This window comes from Erythrobacter sp. (genome assembly GCF_023653175.1).
Classification (GTDB): domain Bacteria; phylum Pseudomonadota; class Alphaproteobacteria; order Sphingomonadales; family Sphingomonadaceae; genus Erythrobacter.
This window is the reverse complement of record NZ_JAMNXL010000053.1, coordinates 1-19293: the sequence shown is the minus strand read 5'-3', so window position 1 is coordinate 19293 and position 19293 is coordinate 1. Positions and strand designations below refer to the sequence as shown.

12 protein-coding genes are annotated in these 19293 nt (G+C 67.5%); 5 read left to right on the top strand and 7 right to left on the bottom strand.

Annotated features, from left to right (window positions below):
• A partial coding sequence (locus NBV68_RS08110) for an RcnB family protein (RefSeq protein ID WP_296308680.1) occupies positions 1 to 941 on the top strand: 941 nt, incomplete at its 5' end.
• Positions 942 to 1004: 63 nt separating this feature from the next.
• On the opposite strand, the gene NBV68_RS08105 is transcribed toward NBV68_RS08110, so the two are convergent.
• Entirely contained in the window at positions 1005 to 1562 is a 558-nt protein-coding gene (locus NBV68_RS08105; RefSeq protein WP_296308679.1) for a cytochrome b, read from the bottom strand.
• A gap of 116 nt (positions 1563 to 1678) precedes the next feature.
• On the opposite strand from NBV68_RS08105, the gene NBV68_RS08100 reads away from it, so the two are divergent.
• Positions 1679 to 2359: a 2OG-Fe(II) oxygenase gene (locus NBV68_RS08100; RefSeq protein WP_296308678.1), complete on the top strand. Its 681-nt coding sequence runs from the start codon at positions 1679 to 1681 to the stop codon at positions 2357 to 2359.
• Positions 2360 to 2421: 62 nt separating this feature from the next.
• Here NBV68_RS08100 and NBV68_RS08095 read toward each other — a convergent pair whose 3' ends face one another.
• On the bottom strand, positions 2422 to 2958 hold the full coding sequence (locus NBV68_RS08095) for a DUF1003 domain-containing protein (RefSeq protein WP_296308677.1): 537 nt from the start codon (positions 2956 to 2958) through the stop codon (positions 2422 to 2424).
• Positions 2959 to 2965: 7 nt separating this feature from the next.
• Positions 2966 to 4579, bottom strand: a complete 1614-nt coding sequence (locus tag NBV68_RS08090) for a lysine--tRNA ligase (RefSeq protein WP_296308676.1) — start codon at positions 4577 to 4579, stop codon at positions 2966 to 2968.
• 404 nt (positions 4580 to 4983) lie between these two features.
• On the opposite strand from NBV68_RS08090, the gene NBV68_RS08085 reads away from it, so the two are divergent.
• Positions 4984 to 7623, top strand: coding sequence for an ATP-dependent DNA helicase (locus NBV68_RS08085; RefSeq protein WP_296308681.1), 2640 nt, complete (start codon positions 4984 to 4986; stop codon positions 7621 to 7623).
• Entirely contained in the window at positions 7620 to 8159 is a 540-nt protein-coding gene (locus NBV68_RS08080) for a histidine phosphatase family protein (RefSeq protein ID WP_296308674.1), read from the top strand. Before NBV68_RS08085 ends, NBV68_RS08080 begins: the two co-directional genes overlap by 4 nt.
• 40 nt (positions 8160 to 8199) lie before the next feature.
• On the opposite strand, the gene NBV68_RS08075 is transcribed toward NBV68_RS08080, so the two are convergent.
• The 3 genes from NBV68_RS08075 to soxR all read right to left on the bottom strand — a co-directional run bounded on the left by NBV68_RS08075 (position 8200) and on the right by soxR (position 13316).
• A complete protein-coding gene (locus NBV68_RS08075; RefSeq protein ID WP_296308673.1) occupies positions 8200 to 11796 on the bottom strand; it encodes a M1 family aminopeptidase in 3597 nt (1198 codons plus the stop codon).
• A gap of 15 nt (positions 11797 to 11811) precedes the next feature.
• On the bottom strand, positions 11812 to 12699 hold the full coding sequence (locus NBV68_RS08070) for an ABC transporter ATP-binding protein (RefSeq protein WP_296308671.1): 888 nt from the start codon (positions 12697 to 12699) through the stop codon (positions 11812 to 11814).
• Positions 12700 to 12845: 146 nt separating this feature from the next.
• Positions 12846 to 13316 (bottom strand): redox-sensitive transcriptional activator SoxR, encoded by a 471-nt coding sequence (soxR, locus tag NBV68_RS08065; protein WP_296308669.1) that lies wholly within the window; start codon positions 13314 to 13316, stop codon positions 12846 to 12848.
• A gap of 119 nt (positions 13317 to 13435) precedes the next feature.
• On the opposite strand from soxR, the gene NBV68_RS08060 reads away from it, so the two are divergent.
• On the top strand, positions 13436 to 13810 hold the full coding sequence (locus NBV68_RS08060) for a VOC family protein (protein ID WP_296308666.1): 375 nt from the start codon (positions 13436 to 13438) through the stop codon (positions 13808 to 13810).
• 64 nt (positions 13811 to 13874) lie between these two features.
• Here the strand turns inward: NBV68_RS08060 and NBV68_RS08055 are convergent.
• On the bottom strand, positions 13875 to 19293 hold a 5419-nt coding region (locus tag NBV68_RS08055; RefSeq protein ID WP_296308664.1), incomplete at its 5' end, for an autotransporter domain-containing protein.

Sequence of the window (19293 nt, the reverse complement as noted above, 5' to 3'; positions counted from 1 at the left end):
CGGTTCAGCAGACCGCACCGGCGCGGCCCGCATCGCGCGGCTTCGGCGGCGAGGTCGCCGACCGCGTCCGAGCGGCCCAGCAGCAGGCCCAGCGCGAACAGCGCGCCGACCGCATTGACCAGCGCAGTGAACGGCGCGCAGACCGGGTCGACGGCCGCTTCGAGCAGCGCGCCGACCGTGTCGAGCAGCGCGGCGATGCCGAGGCGCGCCGGCTCGAGTGGCGCGGCCGCGATCGCGCTGCCCAGCAGGTCGACCGCCGCACCGACCGGCGCGCCGATCGCATCGAGGATCGCGGTGATACCCGCGCCGACCGCATCGAAGACCGCGGCGACCGCCGTGCGGACCGGGTCGACGACCGCCGGGGTGACGGACGCGTCGGCGACATCCGAGCCCGCAGCGGCCGTGACGGCCGGGGTGGCGGTGGTTTCTCAGGCCAGGTCGGCGACATCGCCCGCGACGCGCGCCGGGCCGATCAGCGCGGTGACTGGCGCCGCGACGACGACCGCCGCGGCGACTGGCGTGGTGATCGTGACCGCCGTGACGGCTGGCGCGGCGACCGCCGGGGCTGGCGTCAGGACGACTGGCGCTGGGGCTGGAACGGGCGTCCGGGTTGGGACCGCCGCGACTTCCGTCGCTGGGACAACCGCTGGCGCGACAACCGTCGCTATGACTGGAACGATTTCCGCCGCGGCAATCGCTTCGCCTTCCGCCCCGGCCCGTACTACGCGCCGTTCCGCAGCCACCGCTACAGCCGGGTGGGCATCGGCTTCTATCTCGACAGCCTGTTCTTCCAGCCGCGCTTCTTCATCAGCGACCCGTGGGCCTACCGCCTCCCGCCGGTCTACGGACCTTACCAGTGGGTCCGGTATTATGACGATGTGGTGCTCGTCGATATCTACACCGGCGAGGTCGTAGACGTGATCCACGACTTCTTCTGGTAGGTCTTCGCCAGAAAAGGGACGGCCCCGCCGGAGCGATCCGGCGGGGCTTTCTCTTGTCCGGCCTCAGCCCCGCGCCGTGCCGAAGGGCAGCATCCGGTAGAGCGTGCCGTCCTTGTCCCTGACAGTGTGCTTGAGCGCGGCCAGCGTATGGACCGCAGCCAACACCAGCAGCGCGATGCCCGAGGCCCCGTGAAGCTCGAAGATGGTCTCGCCGAGGTCGGGGTTCTGCGGCACCGGCAGCACGGGCAGGCTGAACAGGCCCCAGACGCTGATCGCTTCCCCGAAGGTCGAGAGCGCGATCCACCCGGCGATGGGCATCACCAGCAGCAGCGCGTAGAAGGCGAAGTGGACGATGGCCGCCAGAGCCCGCTCCGACGGGGCGTGACCGACGACAGGCGGCGGCGGCGGGCTGACCTGCCGCCACACCAGCCGCAGCGCGACCAGCACGAAGATCACCACGCCCAGCGCGAAGTGGTTGGCCATGATCTCGCCGCCCGCCTCGCGCGTCGGCGCTTCTTCCGCCGTCTCGCTGATCCGCCATTGCACGATCACCAGCACCGCGATCAGCCAGTGCAGCAGCATGGCAAGGCCCGAGTATCTAGTTCTGGCGTTGAGGCTCATGATTGTCCTTCCGATGATCCCCCGATGGCACCCAGCCTAACAGCGCTGCTCCGTCCCGCAAGAGGCGTGCGGACCGCTTGCGCCGCCGCACCGGGGCTTGCTAGGCTTGGGCCACGATGACCGCTCCCACGCCTGCCCCCGCCCCTGCCCCCGACCAGAACGCCCTCGCCCGGCTCGGCACGGCGGTGCGTGCGCGGCTGGGGGCAATGCCGGGGATCTACCGCGTGCCCGACGAGCGGATCGAGCTCTATGCCATCGGCGGCTTCCTGGCGGGCGAAGAGTGCGGGCGGCTTTGCGCCATGATCGACCAGGTCGCCAAGCCCTCGGCGCTGCACGAGCTCGACTATGCGAGCGGCTTTCGCACCTCCTTCTCGAGCGATCTCGACTTCCACGACCCCTTCGTTGCCGCCATCTCGGCGCGGATCGATGCGGTGCTGGGCGTGCCCAAGTCCTTTGGCGAGCCGATCCAGGGCCAGCGCTACCTGCCGGGGCAGGAGTTCAAGCCGCACAATGACTGGTTCTACACCTCCGAAAGCTACTGGCCCGGCGAAGAGCAGCGCGGCGGGCAGCGCAGTTGGACGACGATGGCCTATCTCAATCCGGTAGAGGCAGGCGGCGCGACCGCCTTCACCCTGCTCGGCATCAATATCGCCCCCACCCCCGGTGTGCTCCTGCTGTGGAACAATGCCCTGCCCAACGGCCGCCCCAACGAGGCGACGCTCCATGCCGGAACCCCCGTGGAGGCGGGGGCGAAATACATCATCACCAAGTGGTACCGCACAAGAAGGTGGCGATGACGTGGGTATGAGGCGGCGACGAGGTGCCGACGAAGTGCCCATGAAAGGGCATTGAGCGGCGGCTACCCGCTCCCACCCGGCCCGGCCTCCTTCCCGGCAATGACCCGCACATCCGCCGCCAGAGCCTCGACCCGGCGTGCGAGGCGCAGGATCTCGAGCTGGGTGCGCAGGTTGACCTCGTAATCGTGGCGCGCGGTGATGCGGTCCTTCATCGACTGGCGGTTCTGACTCATCAGGATGATCGGGGCCTGCACCGCAGCGAGCATCGAGAGCATCAGGTTCAAGAAGATGAAGGGGTAGACATCGAAGGGCTTCACACCCAGCGCCTTCAACACCCCGCTGTTGAGCGCCGCCCACACCACCAGCACCACGCCGAAAGCGATGATGAAGCCCCAGCTTCCCCCCACCATCGCCACGCGGTCGGCGAGCCGGTTGCCCCAGGTGGCGTGGGCCTGCGCCAGTTCGTCCGCGTCGCGGCCGGTGAAACTGCCCGCCGCGACATGCTCCAAGACCCGCTGCTCATCCGCCCCGAGATCGTCGTAATCGCGGCCCAGCAACTCGCGGGCGAGATCGCGCGGATCGGAGTCGCGGCGGGTCACGGACAGGTCATGCCTTGGCCAGCGCCTCCGCGATCAGCGCGCGGGTGGGCGCGATGCCGTAGAGGGCGATGAAGCTGCCCATGCGCGGGCCCTGCTCGGAGCCGAGCAGGGTTTCGTAGAGCGCCTTGAACCAGTCACGCAGGGACTCAAACCCGAACTCCTCGATCTTGCCGATCTCGTAGACGATGGTCTGCAAGTCTTCCGCGCTGGTCGCGGGGTCGGCCATTTCGAGCGCCGCGTCCAATGCCTTCAGCGCCGCCACTTCCCCGCCCGCAGGTGCGCGCTTCTCCAGCGTCGAAGCGACGAAATCGCGGTTATAGGCAAGCGCCCGGTCCACCAGCGCATCGAGCGCGGGGTGCTCGGCAGGGTCGGCATCCTCGACATAATTGCCGAGATAGGACCACACCGCCTCGCGCGTCGCGCCTGCGCCGAGCACGCCCACGAGGTTGAGCAGCAGGCTGAACGGCACCGCCAGCGCCTCGCCCGCTCCGGGGGCCTCGGCGCCCTCGCGGCGCTCATTCGCGCGCAGCAGATGCCAGACCGGATTGCCGAGCCGCTTGTCGGCGTCCTGCGCGGGAATGCCGCTGCGGAACTGCCAATAATCGTCGACCGCCTTGGGGATCACCCCGGCGTGGAGCTGCTTGGCGCTCTTGGGATTGGCGAAAATGTAAAGCCCGAGGCTCTCGGGGCTGCCATATTGCAGCCACTCCTCGATCGAGAGGCCATTGCCCTTGGACTTGGAGATCTTCTCGCCCTTGGCATCGAGGAACAGCTCGTAGATCAGGCCTTCGGGCTTGTTGCCGCCGAGCACGCGGGCGATCTTGCCCGACTGGATGCCGGAATCGGTCAAATCCTTGCCATACATCTCGTAATCGACGCCGAGCGCCACCCAGCGCATCGCCCAGTCGACCTTCCACTGACACTTGGCCATGCCGCCCAGCGCCGATTGCTCGACGACGCTGCCGTCCTCGTCGGTGAAGCGGATGATCCCGGCCGCGGCGTCCACCACTACGATCGGCACCTGCAACACCGCGCCGGTGGTCGGCGAAATCGGCATGACGGGCGAGTAGGTCTTGCGCCGCTCCTCTCCGAGGGTCGGGAGCATGATGTCGAGGATCGCCTGAAAGTTCGCGAGCACCCCGCGCAGGGCATCGTCGAACTTGCCGCCATTGTAGCAAGCGGACGAACTGACGAATTCATACTCGAATCCGAAGCGGTCGAGGAAATCGCGCAGCATCGCGTTGTTGTGCGCAGCAAAGCTTTCGAACCTTTCGAAGGGATCGGGGATGCGCGACAGGGGCTTGCCGAGATTGGCATCGAGCAGCGCCTTGTTGGGCACGTTGTCGGGCACCTTGCGCAGGCCGTCCATGTCGTCGCTGAACGCCACCAGCCGGGTCGGCTGACCGGTCAGCGTCTCATAGGCGCGGCGCACCAGCGTGGTGCGCAGCACTTCCTGAAAGGTGCCGATATGCGGGAGCCCCGAGGGGCCGTAGCCGGTTTCGAACAGCACGCCGCCGGGCTTGCCGTCCGGCAGCCGCTTGGCGAGGCGCTGCGCCTCCTGAAAGGGCCAGGCCTTGGAGGTTTGCGCTGCGGCGATGAGGGCATCTTGGGTTATCGTCATGGTGGGGCGGCTTTTACGGGGCGGAAGGCGGCTTGCAAGCCTAGAATGGCAGTTGGGAAGGTGACAAAGATTACAGCGTGTCACTTTTCCAACAAGGCTTTTTCAGACTGAAAAACAGAACTTTAAAGGCGCATTTTGCAAGCGGACGGACATGGGAACGAGGCCTTTTGCGAAGGGCTGCCTTTGCAGCTTGGCACTCTTCTACGCCATCGGCCCGCTGTAGGACAGCCAGCGGGGCAAAGCCGCAGCGCGCGGCGTTTACATCGCCGCAGCCCTCGCCCATCTAAGCGCGTGTGACCCTCCCCGATCCGCTCCCCCTGCCGGCCTTGCACGCCAGCCACGGCGGCCACTGGCTGCGCGCCGGCGGAGGCGCGACGCAGGCAGTCTCCAAGGGCGATGCGATCATGGCCGCCGCCGACACCCCGGTGCTGCTGCTCAACGCGCCGCTGGTGGCGAGCCGCTTGGGCTATCCCGATCTCTCGGGGCTCGATCTGCTCGAGGCCTTCGCCTTCATCCATCCCGCGCGCTTCTGCGTGCCGACCCCGCGCGGGCTGGCCGAGGCCTTGGGGCTCCCCGTGCCCGAGAATGACGCTGCAGTGCCCGAGATGCTCCAGCGTGCGGCGGGCGCCCTGGTGGCAACGTGTCAGGACCCCGAATGGTTCGAGCGCGAAGGGGCGTGGAGCGCGGTGCAATCGCTGGAGCGCCTGCGCTGGCCGTGGGCGCAGGTGCTGCGCCCGCGCATCGCCAAGCCCGAGAAGGCCGAACGCTGGCTGTTCGCCAAGCTGCCCGAATGGGAAGAGACCGGCGAGCGCCCTGCCCCGCGGCAAGTGGAACTCGGCGCCGAGGCGGTGCAGGCGCAGCTCGCGCGGCTCACCGGAGAAGGAGCCGAGCAGCGCGAGGGCCAGCGCGCCTATGCGCAGGAGGTTGCCCGCATCTTCGCACCGCGCTCCGCTCCCGGCCGCCCGCATCTGGCGCTGGCGCAGGCGGGAACGGGGATCGGCAAGACCTTGGGCTATCTCGCGCCTGCCTCGGTCTGGGCCGAGCAGGCGGGCGGGACGGTTTGGGTCTCGACCTTCACCAAGAACCTGCAACGCCAACTGCGCGCCGAGAGCCGCCGCGCCTGGCCGGTCAAGCGTGCCGATGGCACCCCGCCCGTGGTGGTGAGGAAGGGGCGCGAGAATTACCTCTGCCTCCTCAATCTCGAGGACGCTTTGCAAGGCGGGTTCGCAGGCCGCCCGGCGATCCTTGCGCAGCTGGTGGCGCGCTGGGGGGCCTATACCCGCGACGGCGACATGGTCGGCGGCGATCTGCCGGGATGGCTGGGCACGCTGTTCAGGAAGCGCGGGATCGCCGCGCTCACGGACCAGCGCGGCGAGTGCATCTATGCCGGGTGTCCGCATTACCGCAAATGCTTCATCGAGCGCGCCGCGCGGGATTCGGCGCAGGCCGATCTGGTGATCGCCAATCACGCCCTGGTGATGGTCAATGCAGCGCGCGCGCGCGATCCGAACCAGCGCCCGACACGGCTGATCTTCGACGAAGGCCACCATGTCTTCGATGCCGCGGATTCGACCTTCGCCGCCACTCTGAGCGGGCAGGAAACCATCGAATTGCGCCGCTGGATCATGGGCCCCGAACGCGAGGCGCGCGGGCGGCGGCGGGGGCTTTCCGCAAGGCTCGCCGATATTGCCAGCTATGACGATGCGGGCGCGGAGGCGATTGCTGCGGCGTGCAAGGCGGGGCAATTGCTCCCGTCCGACGGCTGGCTCCAGCGCCTTGCCGAGAACAGCCCCTTCGGCCCCTTGGAAGCCCTGCTCGCCGCGGTGCGCACCGCGACCTATGCCCGCGACGAGAGCGGCGGGCAGGAGGCGGGCTACGGGATCGAGACCGAGGCGGCGGGGCTGCCGGGCGAAGTAATCGAGGCGGCGGGCGCGGCCTCCGAAGCCCTCGCCAGCATCCGCGTGCCGCTGATCAGGCTGGGCGGGCGGCTGGAGGCGATCCTCGCCGAACCGCCCGACTGGCTCGACGCGCAGGGCCGTGCGCGGATCGAGGGCGCGCGCTTTGCGCTGGCGTGGCGGATCGATCTGCTCAGCGCGTGGGAATCGCTGCTCGACCGGCTGGGCGGCCCCGCCGACCCCGAATTCGTCGACTGGCTCGCGGTCGACCGCTCCGACGCGCGCGAGTTCGACGTGGCGATCCACCGCCGCTGGCTCGATCCGATGAAGCCCTTCGCCCGCGTGGTGCTGGAGCCCGCCCACGGCGTGCTGCTGACCAGCGCGACGCTCACCGACCGCACCACCGATGCCGATGCGCCCGACGAGAAATGGTCTAGCGCGATCCAGCGCTCGGGCGCGGCGCATGTCGAAGCCCAGCCGCTGCTCTCGGCGGCGGAGAGCCCCTTCGATTACGCGGGCCGCGCCGAGGTGCTGATCGTCACCGACATCGCCAAGGGCGATCTGCCTGCGCTGGCCGGAGCCTATGCGCGGATCATCGAGGCGTCAGGCGGCGGCGTGCTCGGCCTGTTCACCGCGATCCGCCGCCTGCGCGCGGTGCACGGCCGCATCGCCGACCGGCTCGCCCGCGCAGGCCTCCCCGTCTATGCCCAGCATGTCGACCCGATCGACACCGGCACCCTCGTCGACATTTTCCGCGATGATCCGCGTGCCAGCCTGATCGGCACCGACGCGCTGAGGGACGGCGTGGACGTGCCCGGCCACTCGCTGAGGTGCGTGGTGCTCGAGCAGGTGCCCTGGCCGCGCCCCGACATCCTCCACAAGGCGCGGCGGCTGGCAGGAGGGGGCAGCGCCTATGACGACCGCATCATCCGCGCCCGCCTCGCGCAGGCTTTCGGGCGGCTGATCCGCAGCAAGGATGATGCGGGCCACTTCATCGTCCTCTCCCCCGCCTTCCCCTCGCGGCTGCTCAGCGCCTTTCCCAAGGGCACCCCCGTACTGCGCGTGACGCTCGATGAGGCTTTACAACGCGTCGCGGCTGGTGTTGTGGGCAAGCTGTCGGCGCCAACGGGAGAAGCCTTTCAGCCATGAAGATTCTCGGCATCCTGCGCCACGCCAAGTCCGACTGGGACGACACCAGCCAGCGCGATTTCGATCGCGGGCTGAACGCGCGCGGGAAGAAGGGCGCTGAGCTGATCGGCAAGCATATCCGCGACCACGGGGTGAAGTGGGATCGGCTGATCGCCAGCCCCGCGGTCCGCGTGAAGCTGACGCTCGAGGGCGCGCTGCCCGAACTTGCGCCGATCTACGACCAGCGGCTGTACCTCGCCAGCTTCGACAGCATCGTCGAGACGATCGAGGCGCATGCGGGCAGCGGCGATGACGAGGCGAAGACGATCCTCATTTCGGGGCACAATCCGGGCCTTCAGGACGTGCTGCTCGAATTGGTCGCGCCGGGCAAGGAGAACGCGCTCTTCAAGGAGGCGGTCGTCAAATTCCCGACCGCGGCCTACGCCGTGCTCGAATGCGACATCGCGCATTGGAGCGAGCTGAAGCGCTACTGCGCCGAGCTGGTGCACTTCGCGCGGCCCCGCGATCTCGATCCGGAATTGGGGCCGGAAGCCTAGGCCTGCATTCTCCCCTCCCCGAAGGGAGGGGAGCAAGGCCTCAGTTCACCGCCACCACATTATCATCCGCATCACGGTCGATGTAGAAGTTGTAAGGATCGACCCCGGCGAAGGCGGGCTTCTGCGCGGTGACGATCTCGATCACCTGACTGCCCCCGCGCACGGGCATGCGGCTCATCGACAGGACATTGGTCTTGGCAAAGGCCCCAGTGCCCGGCCGCGCGGTGAAGGCGCCGATCTCGATGTTCTCTGCAAGGCTGGCGGGCGTTTCCACCCCCTTGCCATCGGCATAGAACTTGCCCGCCTCGACAGTGATGCGGGTCACCCACTTGCCTTCGGCGCGTTTGGTTGAGGTCGCTTCCTTGGCCTTCAGATCATAGATCGTGATCTTCTCGAACAGGTCGGTGATCAGCGCCTGATCTTGCGGCGTCTTGGCCTCCTTGCGCAGCTCGGCGATCAGATCGAGGCTGCGCGGATAGGGCGCACCCTTGAAGCGGTATTTCGCCACCAGCCGCGACAGCGCGCGGTTGACCGCATCCTCGCCCATCCGGTGCTGGAGCAGATACATCACCATCCCGCCCTTGTTGTAGTGGATGTGCTGCTGGTTCTCGACCCGCAGCAGCGGCTGTTCGGGCAGGACATCGCCCTTGCGCCCGCCGAGATACTGATCGAGCTCGAACTTGAGGAAGCGGCGGATCTTGTCCTCGCCATAGAGCTCCTTCATCACCATCAGCGCTGAATATTCGGCGAGGGTTTCGGACAGGAGCGTCTGCCCCTGCAAGTCCGCGCCGACAATCTGGTGTGCCCAGTACTGGTGGCCGACTTCATGCGCGGTGACGAAGGTGACGTAGTCGATGGTCTCGGGATCGCGCACGTCGGCGGCAAAGCCGATGCTTTCGGAATAGGGCATGGTGCCCGCGAAAGCCTGCGCGAAGCTCTGGTAACCCGGGAACTCGATGATCCGCGCATAGCCGAACTGGTAAGGCCCGAAATTGCGCTGGTAATAGGCCAGCGACGTCTTCAGCGCCTTCTGCATCGCGGGCACGTTCCAGGCGTGCTTGGGATCATAATAGACGCTGAGGCGCACGGGCCCGGCCATCTCCTCGGCCACGGCATAGCGCGCCGATTGCACCGAGAAGAAGTTGAGGATCGGCGCAGGCGACTGGAACACCGCGATGCGGCGGCCATCCTTGACCACGTCAGAAATCTTGTCGCCCGGGGCGACCGGCACCTGATCGGCCGCGGTCGAGAGGGTGATCTTCGAATTGACCCAGTCCGCGCCGATATAGTTGCGCACCTGTGCCGAGGTGTCCTCGAGCTTGGCCATACGCAGCTCGGCCGGAAGCCCCTGACGGCGGCGCGCGGTGCGGTCCTGCAAGAGCTGGTTGCGGTCCATCCCGATGATCGGCGCGAAGGTGAAATTGTTCACGAAGGTGCCGTTGTCGATGATGTCGGTCGCCGCCCCGCGATTGGCAAAGCCGCGCCGCCAGATGTCGGTGGCAAAATCAAGCCGCGTGACCGCGCCCGGCGCGAGCGGGGTCGCAAAGCGGTAGATGCGGTAGAAATGCGTCTCGTCGAAGCTGGCGAGCTTGGCCCCGGCAACCTCGAGGCGGGTGAACTTCGCGCCCTCATCGCCTTGACGGATATGAAGCTCGGTGATCGGCTGACCGCTGTCGTTGCGCATCAGGTAGTGGCCCGTGGCCTTCAAGCGCTTGGCGTCGGGATCGATGTCGATGACGAATTCGACATCGGTCACCACCGGGCGCGGCAGGCTCGCATATTTGAGGTACTTGCGCTCGAATTCGGCGAGCCGGGCCTCGGCCTCGTCGGAGGTCTCGTAGCGGTTCAACTCCTTGATATTGTGGTTGATGGCGATCCCGGTGCCGACCATCCCGGCAATCGCGGCGAGCGCGATCCCGCCCGAGGCAAGGCTGGCACGCCTGGCGACGCCCTTGAGCCGCGGCACCACCGCGACCACCGTGCCGCGCGGCCAGGCCCAGTGGGCAAACACCAGCAGCACCACCCCGAAGCACGCCCAATAGACCCGTGCAATCGCCGCGCCGACCCAGAAGCCGCCGGTGCCGTTCATGTCGGAGAGCGGCTCGGACGGGGTGCCGGAATAGTTGTAGAGGATGTTGGTGTAGCCCATGTTCCCCATCACGATCCGGACCACGAACCACACCAGAAACAGGCCCCAGCCGACATATTTGTTGGGGCTGAGCACCTGGAAGAACACCGCGAGGATCGCGACCATCAACAGGTCGATGCTCTGCGGGATGACATAGGCGGTGAGATAGAGGCCGAGGTCGATGCTCGCCGTGCCCTTGGCGAGCTGGAAGAGCACGCCGGTGAACATCGCCGACAGTGCCATGGCGAGCAGCACCACGAAGATCGCGAGGATCTTGGGCACGAACATCGTCCAGGCCGGGACGGGGGTGGCGTCGATGATTTCGCCGATCTTCACGTCGCGCTCGCGCCACACCAGCTCGCCGCCGTAGAACACAGCGATAATGATGCTGAACAGTGTCATGCTGCCGACGACCGCGCCGATGACGGTCGCGGTGAGCGGGTAGGACGGCGTGCCGAAGGTCGTTTGCGAGAAAGCAAGGTTGACCATCGTGAAGCCGATCGCGAGCGGCAGCAGCACGAGGAAGCCGGGGCTCTTGGCCACCATCCGCACCTCGGTCTTGAGCCGTGCCCAGAAGGTGGCGAGCGCATGGCCGGTGGCGAAGCTCCGGGTAACGGGCGCGGTGAGCGTGCGCGGCGGAACGCTTCCAGCCTTCTCCGCCTTGGCCGCTTGGCGAGCCAGCCGCCGCTGCCGCCAGCGTGAGGGCGCGCGCTCGGTCATGCTGAAGCGCAACCATGCCAGGCCCAGAAACAGCGCCGACAGCACCAGCACGAAGACGCGGTTGAACAGCAGGTTGCCCTCGAGCGGGAGGGCCTTGCTGTTCATGTCGGCCGACGTCCAGTAGCGCGAAACCTCGAAAATCGCGCCGGTGCCGAGCGGCTCGTAGCGCGCGACCGGGCCCTGCCAGCTCGGATCATCGCCGAGCAGTAGCGGCACGGTGAGATAGCCCATCACCAGCACGACAACGCCGATATAGCTCGCCAGCATCGACCGGGTCATCGTCGCCAGCGCGAACAATAGCGCCGACGACAGGACAAGGTTGGGAATGGCGATGACGAGGAAGGGCCACAGGTAGAGCGCAAGGCTGTTGGGGCCGACCGTCTCGGGATCGACCCATGGCATCGCCGCGCCCACAGCGATCCCCACCGGGATCGCCACGTAGCCGAGGATCGCGATCACCAGCCCGCCGAGGAAGCGTCCGGCCAGGAAACTGGTGCGTCCCACCGGGGTTGCGCGAATCATCGGGCCAAAGCCCGTCACATCATCGCGCACCACGGCGTTGGCGACGAAGGCGGTGATGACGAAGAGGTAGAAGATCGAGAAGACCGCGGTCGCGATGCTGATTGTGAAGGGCGAATTCTCGTTGACGGCTCCGGGCGAGCCGAAGCTCACATTGTCGCTGGCGGAAATGCCGAAGCCCATCAGCAAGAAGATCGCGACCGAAACCCAGAACACCGGGTTCTTGAGCTGGTAGCGGATTTCGAACGCGGCGAGGCGTGCAGTTAGCATTGGTCCGGCCCTCCCTTACGCTGCGTGCGCGGGCGCGCGGCGGGTTTCGGCAAGGGTCGCGAAGTAGACGTCCTCGAGCCCCCCGCTGACCGGCGCGAAGCCTTCGGGCTGCGTGTCGGAGAGGACATGGACCACGATGTCGCCGGCAAAGAAGCGGTGCGAGATGACCTCGTGTTGCGCCTGCATGTCGGGGAGCGCCGTGTGGTGGACGGTCTTCTGCCAGACGCGCCCCCGCGTCGAGGCGATCAGGTCATGCGGCGCGCCTTCCAGCCGCAGCTTGCCGCCTGCCAGCACCGCCATGCGCGGGCACAGGTCGGCGACGTCGTCGACGATGTGGGTGGAAAGGATCACCACCACGTTCTCGCCGATCCCTGCGAGGAGGTTGAGGAAGCGGTTGCGCTCTTCCGGGTCGAGGCCCGCGGTGGGCTCGTCAACGATGATCAGGTCAGGCTGGCCGATCAGCGCCTGAGCGATGCCGAAGCGCTGGCGCATCCCGCCCGAAAAGCCCGCGATCGCCTTGCCGCGCACGTTCCACAGATTGGTCTGGTTGAGCAGGTGCTCGACCATCGTCTTGCGCTCGCCCGCATTGCTGACGCCCTTGAGCACCGCCATGTGATCGAGCATCGCGGCTGCCGAGATGCGCGGATAGACTCCGAAATCCTGCGGCAGGTAGCCCAGCGTGCGGCGCAGGCGATCGGGCTCGGCTAGCACGTCGATCTCGCCGAAGCGGATGGTGCCCTGCGTCGGCGCCTGCAGCGTCGCGATGGTGCGCATCAGGGTCGACTTGCCCGCGCCGTTAGGGCCGAGCAGCCCGAACATCCCCTTGGGGATCGACAGGCTCACATCGTCGAGTGCCTTGGTGCCGTTGGGATAGGTGTGGCTGACGCCGCTGAGTTCGAGCATGTGTGGCAGACCCCTGTTGATCAATCCTTTGCACTCTAGCCCAACCCTGCCAGCGATAAAGCCGCATTGGTGGGAGCGGGCGGGCGATTGATCGAAGGCAACGCCGTTCGTCGATGCAGGTAAACGGTTTGGCGCTGAACAGCCGCTCAGCCGAGCAATTTGCGCGGCCCCGGCCCCTCGCCGCCGAGCTGATCCTGCGGGTTCCAGATCGCGCAATGTTCAAGGCTGAGGCAGCCGCAGCCGATGCACCCGTCGAGCCGGTCGCGGGTGCGGGCGAGCTCGGCGATGCGCTGGTCGAGCGTCTGGCGGATCGCGCTGCTGATCGCCTGCCAGTCGCGCGCGGTGGGGGTACGGCCGTGGGGAAGGCTGGCGAGCGCCTCCTCGATCTCGGACAGCGAGAGCCCGAGGCGCTGGGCGATGAGGATGAAGGACAGCCGCCTGATGTCCGAGCGCAGGAAGCGGCGCTGGTTGCCGCCGGTGCGCACCGGCTCGATCAGCTTTCGCGCCTCGTAGAAGCGGATCGCCGAGACGCTGAGCCCGGTGCGGCGCGCGATCTCGCCGATGGGGATGAGGTCGGAAGGCTTGAGGCGGCGGGGGAGCGGGGGTGCAGAGGGCATGAAGCGGAGCCTCGCGATAAAGCTTGATCTCAAGTTAGGTTGAGATTGCACAAGGGGCAAGTCAATCGATTCGCCCCCTCGCGGGCCGCGGGTCGGCAACTTGCGAAAGGACTTGAGACATGCCCCAATCCCGCCTCGAACATATCAACATCACCGTTAGCGACATCGCGCGCAGCGCTGCGCTGCTCGAACGCCTGATGGGCTGGCACATCCGCTGGCGCGGCCCCTCGCAGCTTGGCGGGGAGACGATCCATGTCGGCGGGGAGGATGATTACATTGCCGTCTACACCCGCGGCGGTCCGCTGCCCGCCCGACATGCCAAGGGCGCGCCGCTCAACCATGTCGGGCTGGTGGTGGACGATCTCGAGGCCGCCGAGAGGATCGTGAAGGACGCCGGGCTCGAACCCTTCAACCACGCCGACTACGCGCCCGGCCGCCGCTTCTATTTCTTCGACTGGGACGGGATCGAATTCGAGATGGTGAGCTACGCCTGACAAGCGAAGGCCCGCCCTCCGGGTGACGGAAGGCGGGCCGTGGCTTCTGCCGGTCAGCGCCCGATCAGAACTGCACTTGCAGTGTCGCGCGCGCTCCATGATCGGAGATCGTGCTGCCGATCAGCCCGGTGTAGCCGACCGAGAAATCGACATTCTTTCCGAGCTTGAGCGAGGCATCGAGGCGGGCCGAGAGCGCGACCTCGTCGAGCTGCACCCCGGCCACGGAGAAGGCCTGCTGCGGCGCGGCCGCCAGCGCCAGCTGCGCCTGCGGATCGCGGTCACCCAGCTGCGCGCGGCCCGCGAGCGTGCCGAACAGGGTCAGGCTCTTGCCCACCGGCAGGATGCCGTCGACCCCGGCGGTCAGCGTGCCGGTCGAATAGCTCTGCTCGCGCATGGTCAGCGCCGCCGCCCCGCCGGTCTCGGTGAAGGCATCGAGATCGAAGCTGCCGATGGTGGCGCCGAGGAACGGGCGCACCATGCCCTTGCCCGCCGGGATCGTGTACGACACCTCGGCAAAGGCCTGACGCCCCTCGCCACTGGTCGCGCCGGTGTTCAGCTCGGCAAAGCCGGGCAGCGCGATGATGCGGCTGGCGGTGAGATCGACCGAGGTCAGATAGCCGCCCAGCGCCGCGCTGAAGCCGCCGGTGCTGAACGAGGCATAGACGCCGCCGCCGCTCTGCTCGACCTCGGCGCTCGATCCGCGCGCGTCGATGGTGACGTCGCTCTGGATCTGCATGCCGAACACGCCTGCGCGCCAGCTGCCGTTCTCGTTGGCCTTGCCGAAGTCGATGCCGGTGGCAAAGCCCGTCCGGTCGGCCTCGAGCCGCGCCGCATTGCCGTCACCGTCGCCGTGGCCCCAGCCGCCGAACACCTGGCCCCAGGCGCCCGCGCCCGAGCCGGCCGCAGCATCGCCGCGAGCGGCCATCGCCACGGCACTGACGCGCCCGAGCACCGCTTCGCGCACCAGCCGCTCCTGCTCGATGCCGACGCCCGCAGCGCTGGCATAGACCTCGCCGGAAAGCTGGTCGAAGGCCCCGGGCAGCTGGGCGGTCGGCAGGGCATAGACGTTGAACAGCGGCTGCGGGTTGTAGCCCGCAGTCACCGCGCCATCGATGCGATTGACCACCGAGCGCTGGTTGGCGGTGAGCGCCGTGTTGCCGATGATGTTCGCCAGCAGGTTGGGCGCGAAGCGCAGCCGCGCCTGCGTGGCGGTGTAGACCAGTTCGGGCCGGTAGAGGATCCCGAAGCTCTCGAACCCGGTCGCGCTGGCAAAGGTGCCAGTGCGCCCGCCATCGGCCTGCAGCAGGATGATCTCGGAATTGAAGGCATAGACCCCGCCGAGATTGCTGAAGGCTGCGGTGCCGCCGAGCGTCGCTGTACCATTGCTGACGATCGCATCCGAGGGCCCGCCCGCGCGGATCTGTAGCTGGACGGTGCTGCCCGCCTGCAGATTGACCGCGCCAATGACCCCGAGCATGCCTGCTCCATTCGCGCCCGGCGCGATGGTGCTGCCGCTGTTCGCGACCAGTCCGCCGATCGTGCCGCTGCCCGACAGGGTCGAGCCCGAGAGCACCGTCACCACCGAGTTCGCCAGCTGGCCGGTCACCCTGAGCTCGCCGCCGCGCACGAAGGTGCCGCCGGTGAAGCCGTTGCTGTTGCCGGTCAGCTCAAGCAGGCCCAGCCCGGTCTTGTCGAACAGGCCCGCGCCGAACAGCTGCCCGGCGAAGATCCCGGTGGTGCCTTGCGCGAATTCGAGCGCGGCGTTGTTCTGGATCTGGCCCTGCAGCGAGTTGGTGCTGCCAACCAGCCGGCCGCGGCTGATGAGCGTGCCGCCGGTGTAGCTGTTGGCGCCCGTCAGCGTGGTGGTGCCGGTGCCGTCCTGCACGAACATGCCCGTGCCGCTGATCGCGCCAGCGAAGGTGTAGGCATTGCTGCGATCGATCACCAGCGCGCCATTGTTGACCACCGGGCCGATGATCGAGCCCGAGGTGCCGCCATTGCCCAGCTGCAGCACGCCGCCGCTGATGGTGGTGCCGCCGGTGTAGGTATTGGCGCCGGTCAGCATCAGCCGCCCGGTGCCGACCTTGGCAAGGCTGCCCGTCCCGCTGATCACGCCGCCGAACACCGTGCCGACCCCGTCGGTCCCGGTGGTGAGCCGGCCTGCGCCGAGCGTGATGCTCCCTGCTCCGGTGATCGCGCCCAGCGTGGTGTCGAAACCGGCGAGGTTGAAGGTGGCTCCGGCCGCCTGCTCGAAGATGTCGATGCCGGTGGTGATGCCGGTCAGCGTGATCGTGCCGGTGTTGATGACGTCGCCATCAAGCACGCCTTCGATCTGCGCCAGCCCGTTGTTGAGGAGCCCGCCGCCGAGCGTGCCGGTCGAGACGAGCGTGCCATCGTTGCGCACCGCGCCTTCGATCACGCCGTGGTTGCTGGCGTTCGCCCCGGCGTTGTTGATCACCATCCCAAGGATCGTGCCGTTGTTGACCAGCGTCGCGCTGTTGACGACGTTGCCTGCGATGACCGCCGAAGCGAGCATCGTATTCTGAGAAGCAAGGCTCGTCAGCGGTGCCGCGGGCGCCTCGCCTGCGGCATCGGCGATGACCGGAGCGGTCCCGATCACGGCGAGGGTCTCAGGCTCGATGGTGACGCTCGTGCGCCCGTCGGTGATGCCGGACGTGCCGCCGACAAGCAGGCCGAGGCCGACATGCGCCGGACCGCCCGCGATGGCCGGTTCCATGCCCCGCGCAGTGACCGGCGCAGGGGTCGGGGCCGGAGCGATGGTCTGGGCCGGAGCAAGGGTCTGGACCGGCGGCGGAGCCACCACAGCGCCCGCGCCGACAACCAGCGTGCCCGCGTTGACGAAGGTCGTGCCGGTGTAGGTGTTCACGCCGTTCAGCGTGAAGGTGCCGGTGCCGACCTTCACCAGCCCGCCGGTGCCGCCGATCACCCCGTCGAAGGCCGAGGAGGTGTTGTCGGTGCCCACCGTCAGGAAAGCGCTGCCGAGCGCGATCGTGCCCTCTCCGGCGAGGCTGCCGAAGCTGCTGTTGAAACCGGCGAGGTTGAGGCTGCGTTCCTCACCTTGCGTGAACCGGCCGAAGACGATCGCACCGCCGATATTGGTGATGCTGCCGTTGTTGGTCACGTTCCCGTCGATCTGACCCGCCAGCTGCACCGACCCGTTATTGGTCAGCGAGCCGAGGATACGGTTCGCGTTGAGGAAGGTCCCGAAGTTGGTGACGGACCCGCCGATCGTGCCGCCGTTGATGAGGTTGGCATTGTTGCGCACCGAGCCCGTAAACGAGCTCGCGACGCCGATCACCAGCGAGCCGTCACTGACCGTGGTCAGCCCGGTGGAGGTGTTGTCGCCTTCGAAGAACAGTGCGAAGGAACCGGTCTTGATCAGCGCGCCGGTGCCCGAAATCTCGCCGAGGAAGGTGGTCGACCGGGTTGACGTGCGGACCGTGAGATCGCCGTCGCGCAGCAAGACCTGACCACTGCCCGAAAGGCCGCCGATGGTGGTGTCGAACCCGGCGAGATCGAACGCTCCGGTCGAGCTCTGCTCGAGAATGCCGATCCCGTTGGTGATGCCGGTCAGCGACACGGACCCCGCATTGGCGATGTCACCGAGGAAGTTGCCCGAGAGGTTGGCATTGGCGCCCTCCTCGTTGACCAGCATCCCGTTGACGGTGTCGTTCGAGGAGAAGGTGCCGAAGTTGAGGATGTTGCCGGTGATCGTGCCCGCATTGCTGAGGCTGCCGGTGGCCGCCACGCTGAACGAGCCGGTCCACGCGCCGCCGGCAAGGTTCTGGATCACCCCGCCCGCATTGGCCTGACCGCCGCCGGTGATCGTGCCAGCATTGCTGATGATGCCGCCGCTTTCGGCCCGCAGGAACTGGCCGGTGGCAAGCTGGGCCGTGGCGCCCGCACGGTTGGCGAACCGCGCCTCGACGCCGGTCACATTGACCCCGCCGCCCAGCAGCAGGTTGCGGTTCTCGAACAGGCCGTTGTTGACCGCCGAGAGGAAGCCGGTGGCGTTGTCCCACCTTGCGTTATTGGTCACGACCCCGCCCGCATCGATCAGGAAAGCGCCGTTCCACAAGCCGCTGTTGGTAGTGGAGCCGGTGCCCTGCGTCAGGTTGCCGGTCCAGTTGAAGTCGTTCTGGATCGTGCCCGAGTTGGCGACGTCGCTGGTCACCGTGCCGTTGCTGTCCACGGTGCCGAAGTTGGTCATGCCGGCCGCCTGAAGCGATGCGCCGAGGCCCACGTTCAGGGTCGCACCGGCGCGGTTGATCGCGGTGCCGCTGGTCTGGAGGCTGCCATCGATTGCGAAGCCATTGGCCGCGGTGCTGGCATTGTCGATCCCGGTGAGCCCGGTCACGCTCACACCGCTCAGCACCTGGACAGTGCCCGCGCCGCTGTTGGTGAGGATGTTGTTGCCAGCAAGGTTGCCGTTGATGACCAGCGTGCCGGCCGAGTTGATCGCGCCATTGAGCGTGCCCGAAACGGTCGCGCTGGCACCGGCGAACTGGGTCAGCCCGCCGTTCACCGTGCCCGTCGAGGCGAAGGTGCCAAAGTTGCTCACCCCCCCCGAGACGGTTCCGGCGTTGGTGAAGGTCGCGAGGTTGCTCACCCGCCCGGCGATGACGCCGCCCGCGGCGAGCGTCAGGCCGCCCGCGTTCACCTGCGTCTCGCCAGTGTAGTCGTTGACTCCCGTCAAGGTCAGCGTGCCGGTGCCGGTCTTGAAAAGCCGCCCCGTGCCGCCGATCACTCCATTGAAAGTGGTCGAGGTGTTGTTGCCGCCGACTGTCAGCGCGCCGCTGCCGAGCGCGATCGAGCCGCTGCCGGCGATGCTGCCGAGCGTTGCGGTAAAGCCGGCAAGGTTGAACGCGCCGCTTGCCTGCTGGCTGAGCGCCGCGCCGCCGACAAGGTTGCCGGTGAGCGTGATGGTGCCCGCGTTGGTGATGGTGCCGTTCACCGTGTTGCGAAGGCTTGCGCCAGCGCCCGCATTGTTGGTCAGCCCGCCCGCCAGCGTCCCGCTCGAGGAGAGGGTGCCGCTGTTGGTGACAAGCCCGTTCACCGTGCCGCTATTGGTGAAGCTGGCATTGTTGAGCACCGTGCCCGCCAGCGACCCGCTAAGCACCAGCGAGCCGGCATTGATGGTGGTCTGCCCTGCAAAGGTGTTCGCACCCGACAGAGTCAGCGACTGCGCGCCGCTCTTGGTCAGGCTACCATTGCCCGAGATCACGCCCGCAAAGTTGGTAGCGGTGGCCGAATTGACCGTGAGGTTCGCGCCGCCGAGCTGCACTTCACCGAAGCCCGAGAGGCCGGTGATGGTGGTGTTGAACCCGCCCAGTTCGAACGTCCCGCCCGCAACCTGCGAGACCAGGTCGATCCCGGTGGTCGTCCCGACCAGCTGGACCCGCCCGCTGTTGCTGATGTTGCCATCAAGCGTGCCCGCCAGCGTGGCGAGCGCCATGGCGCCG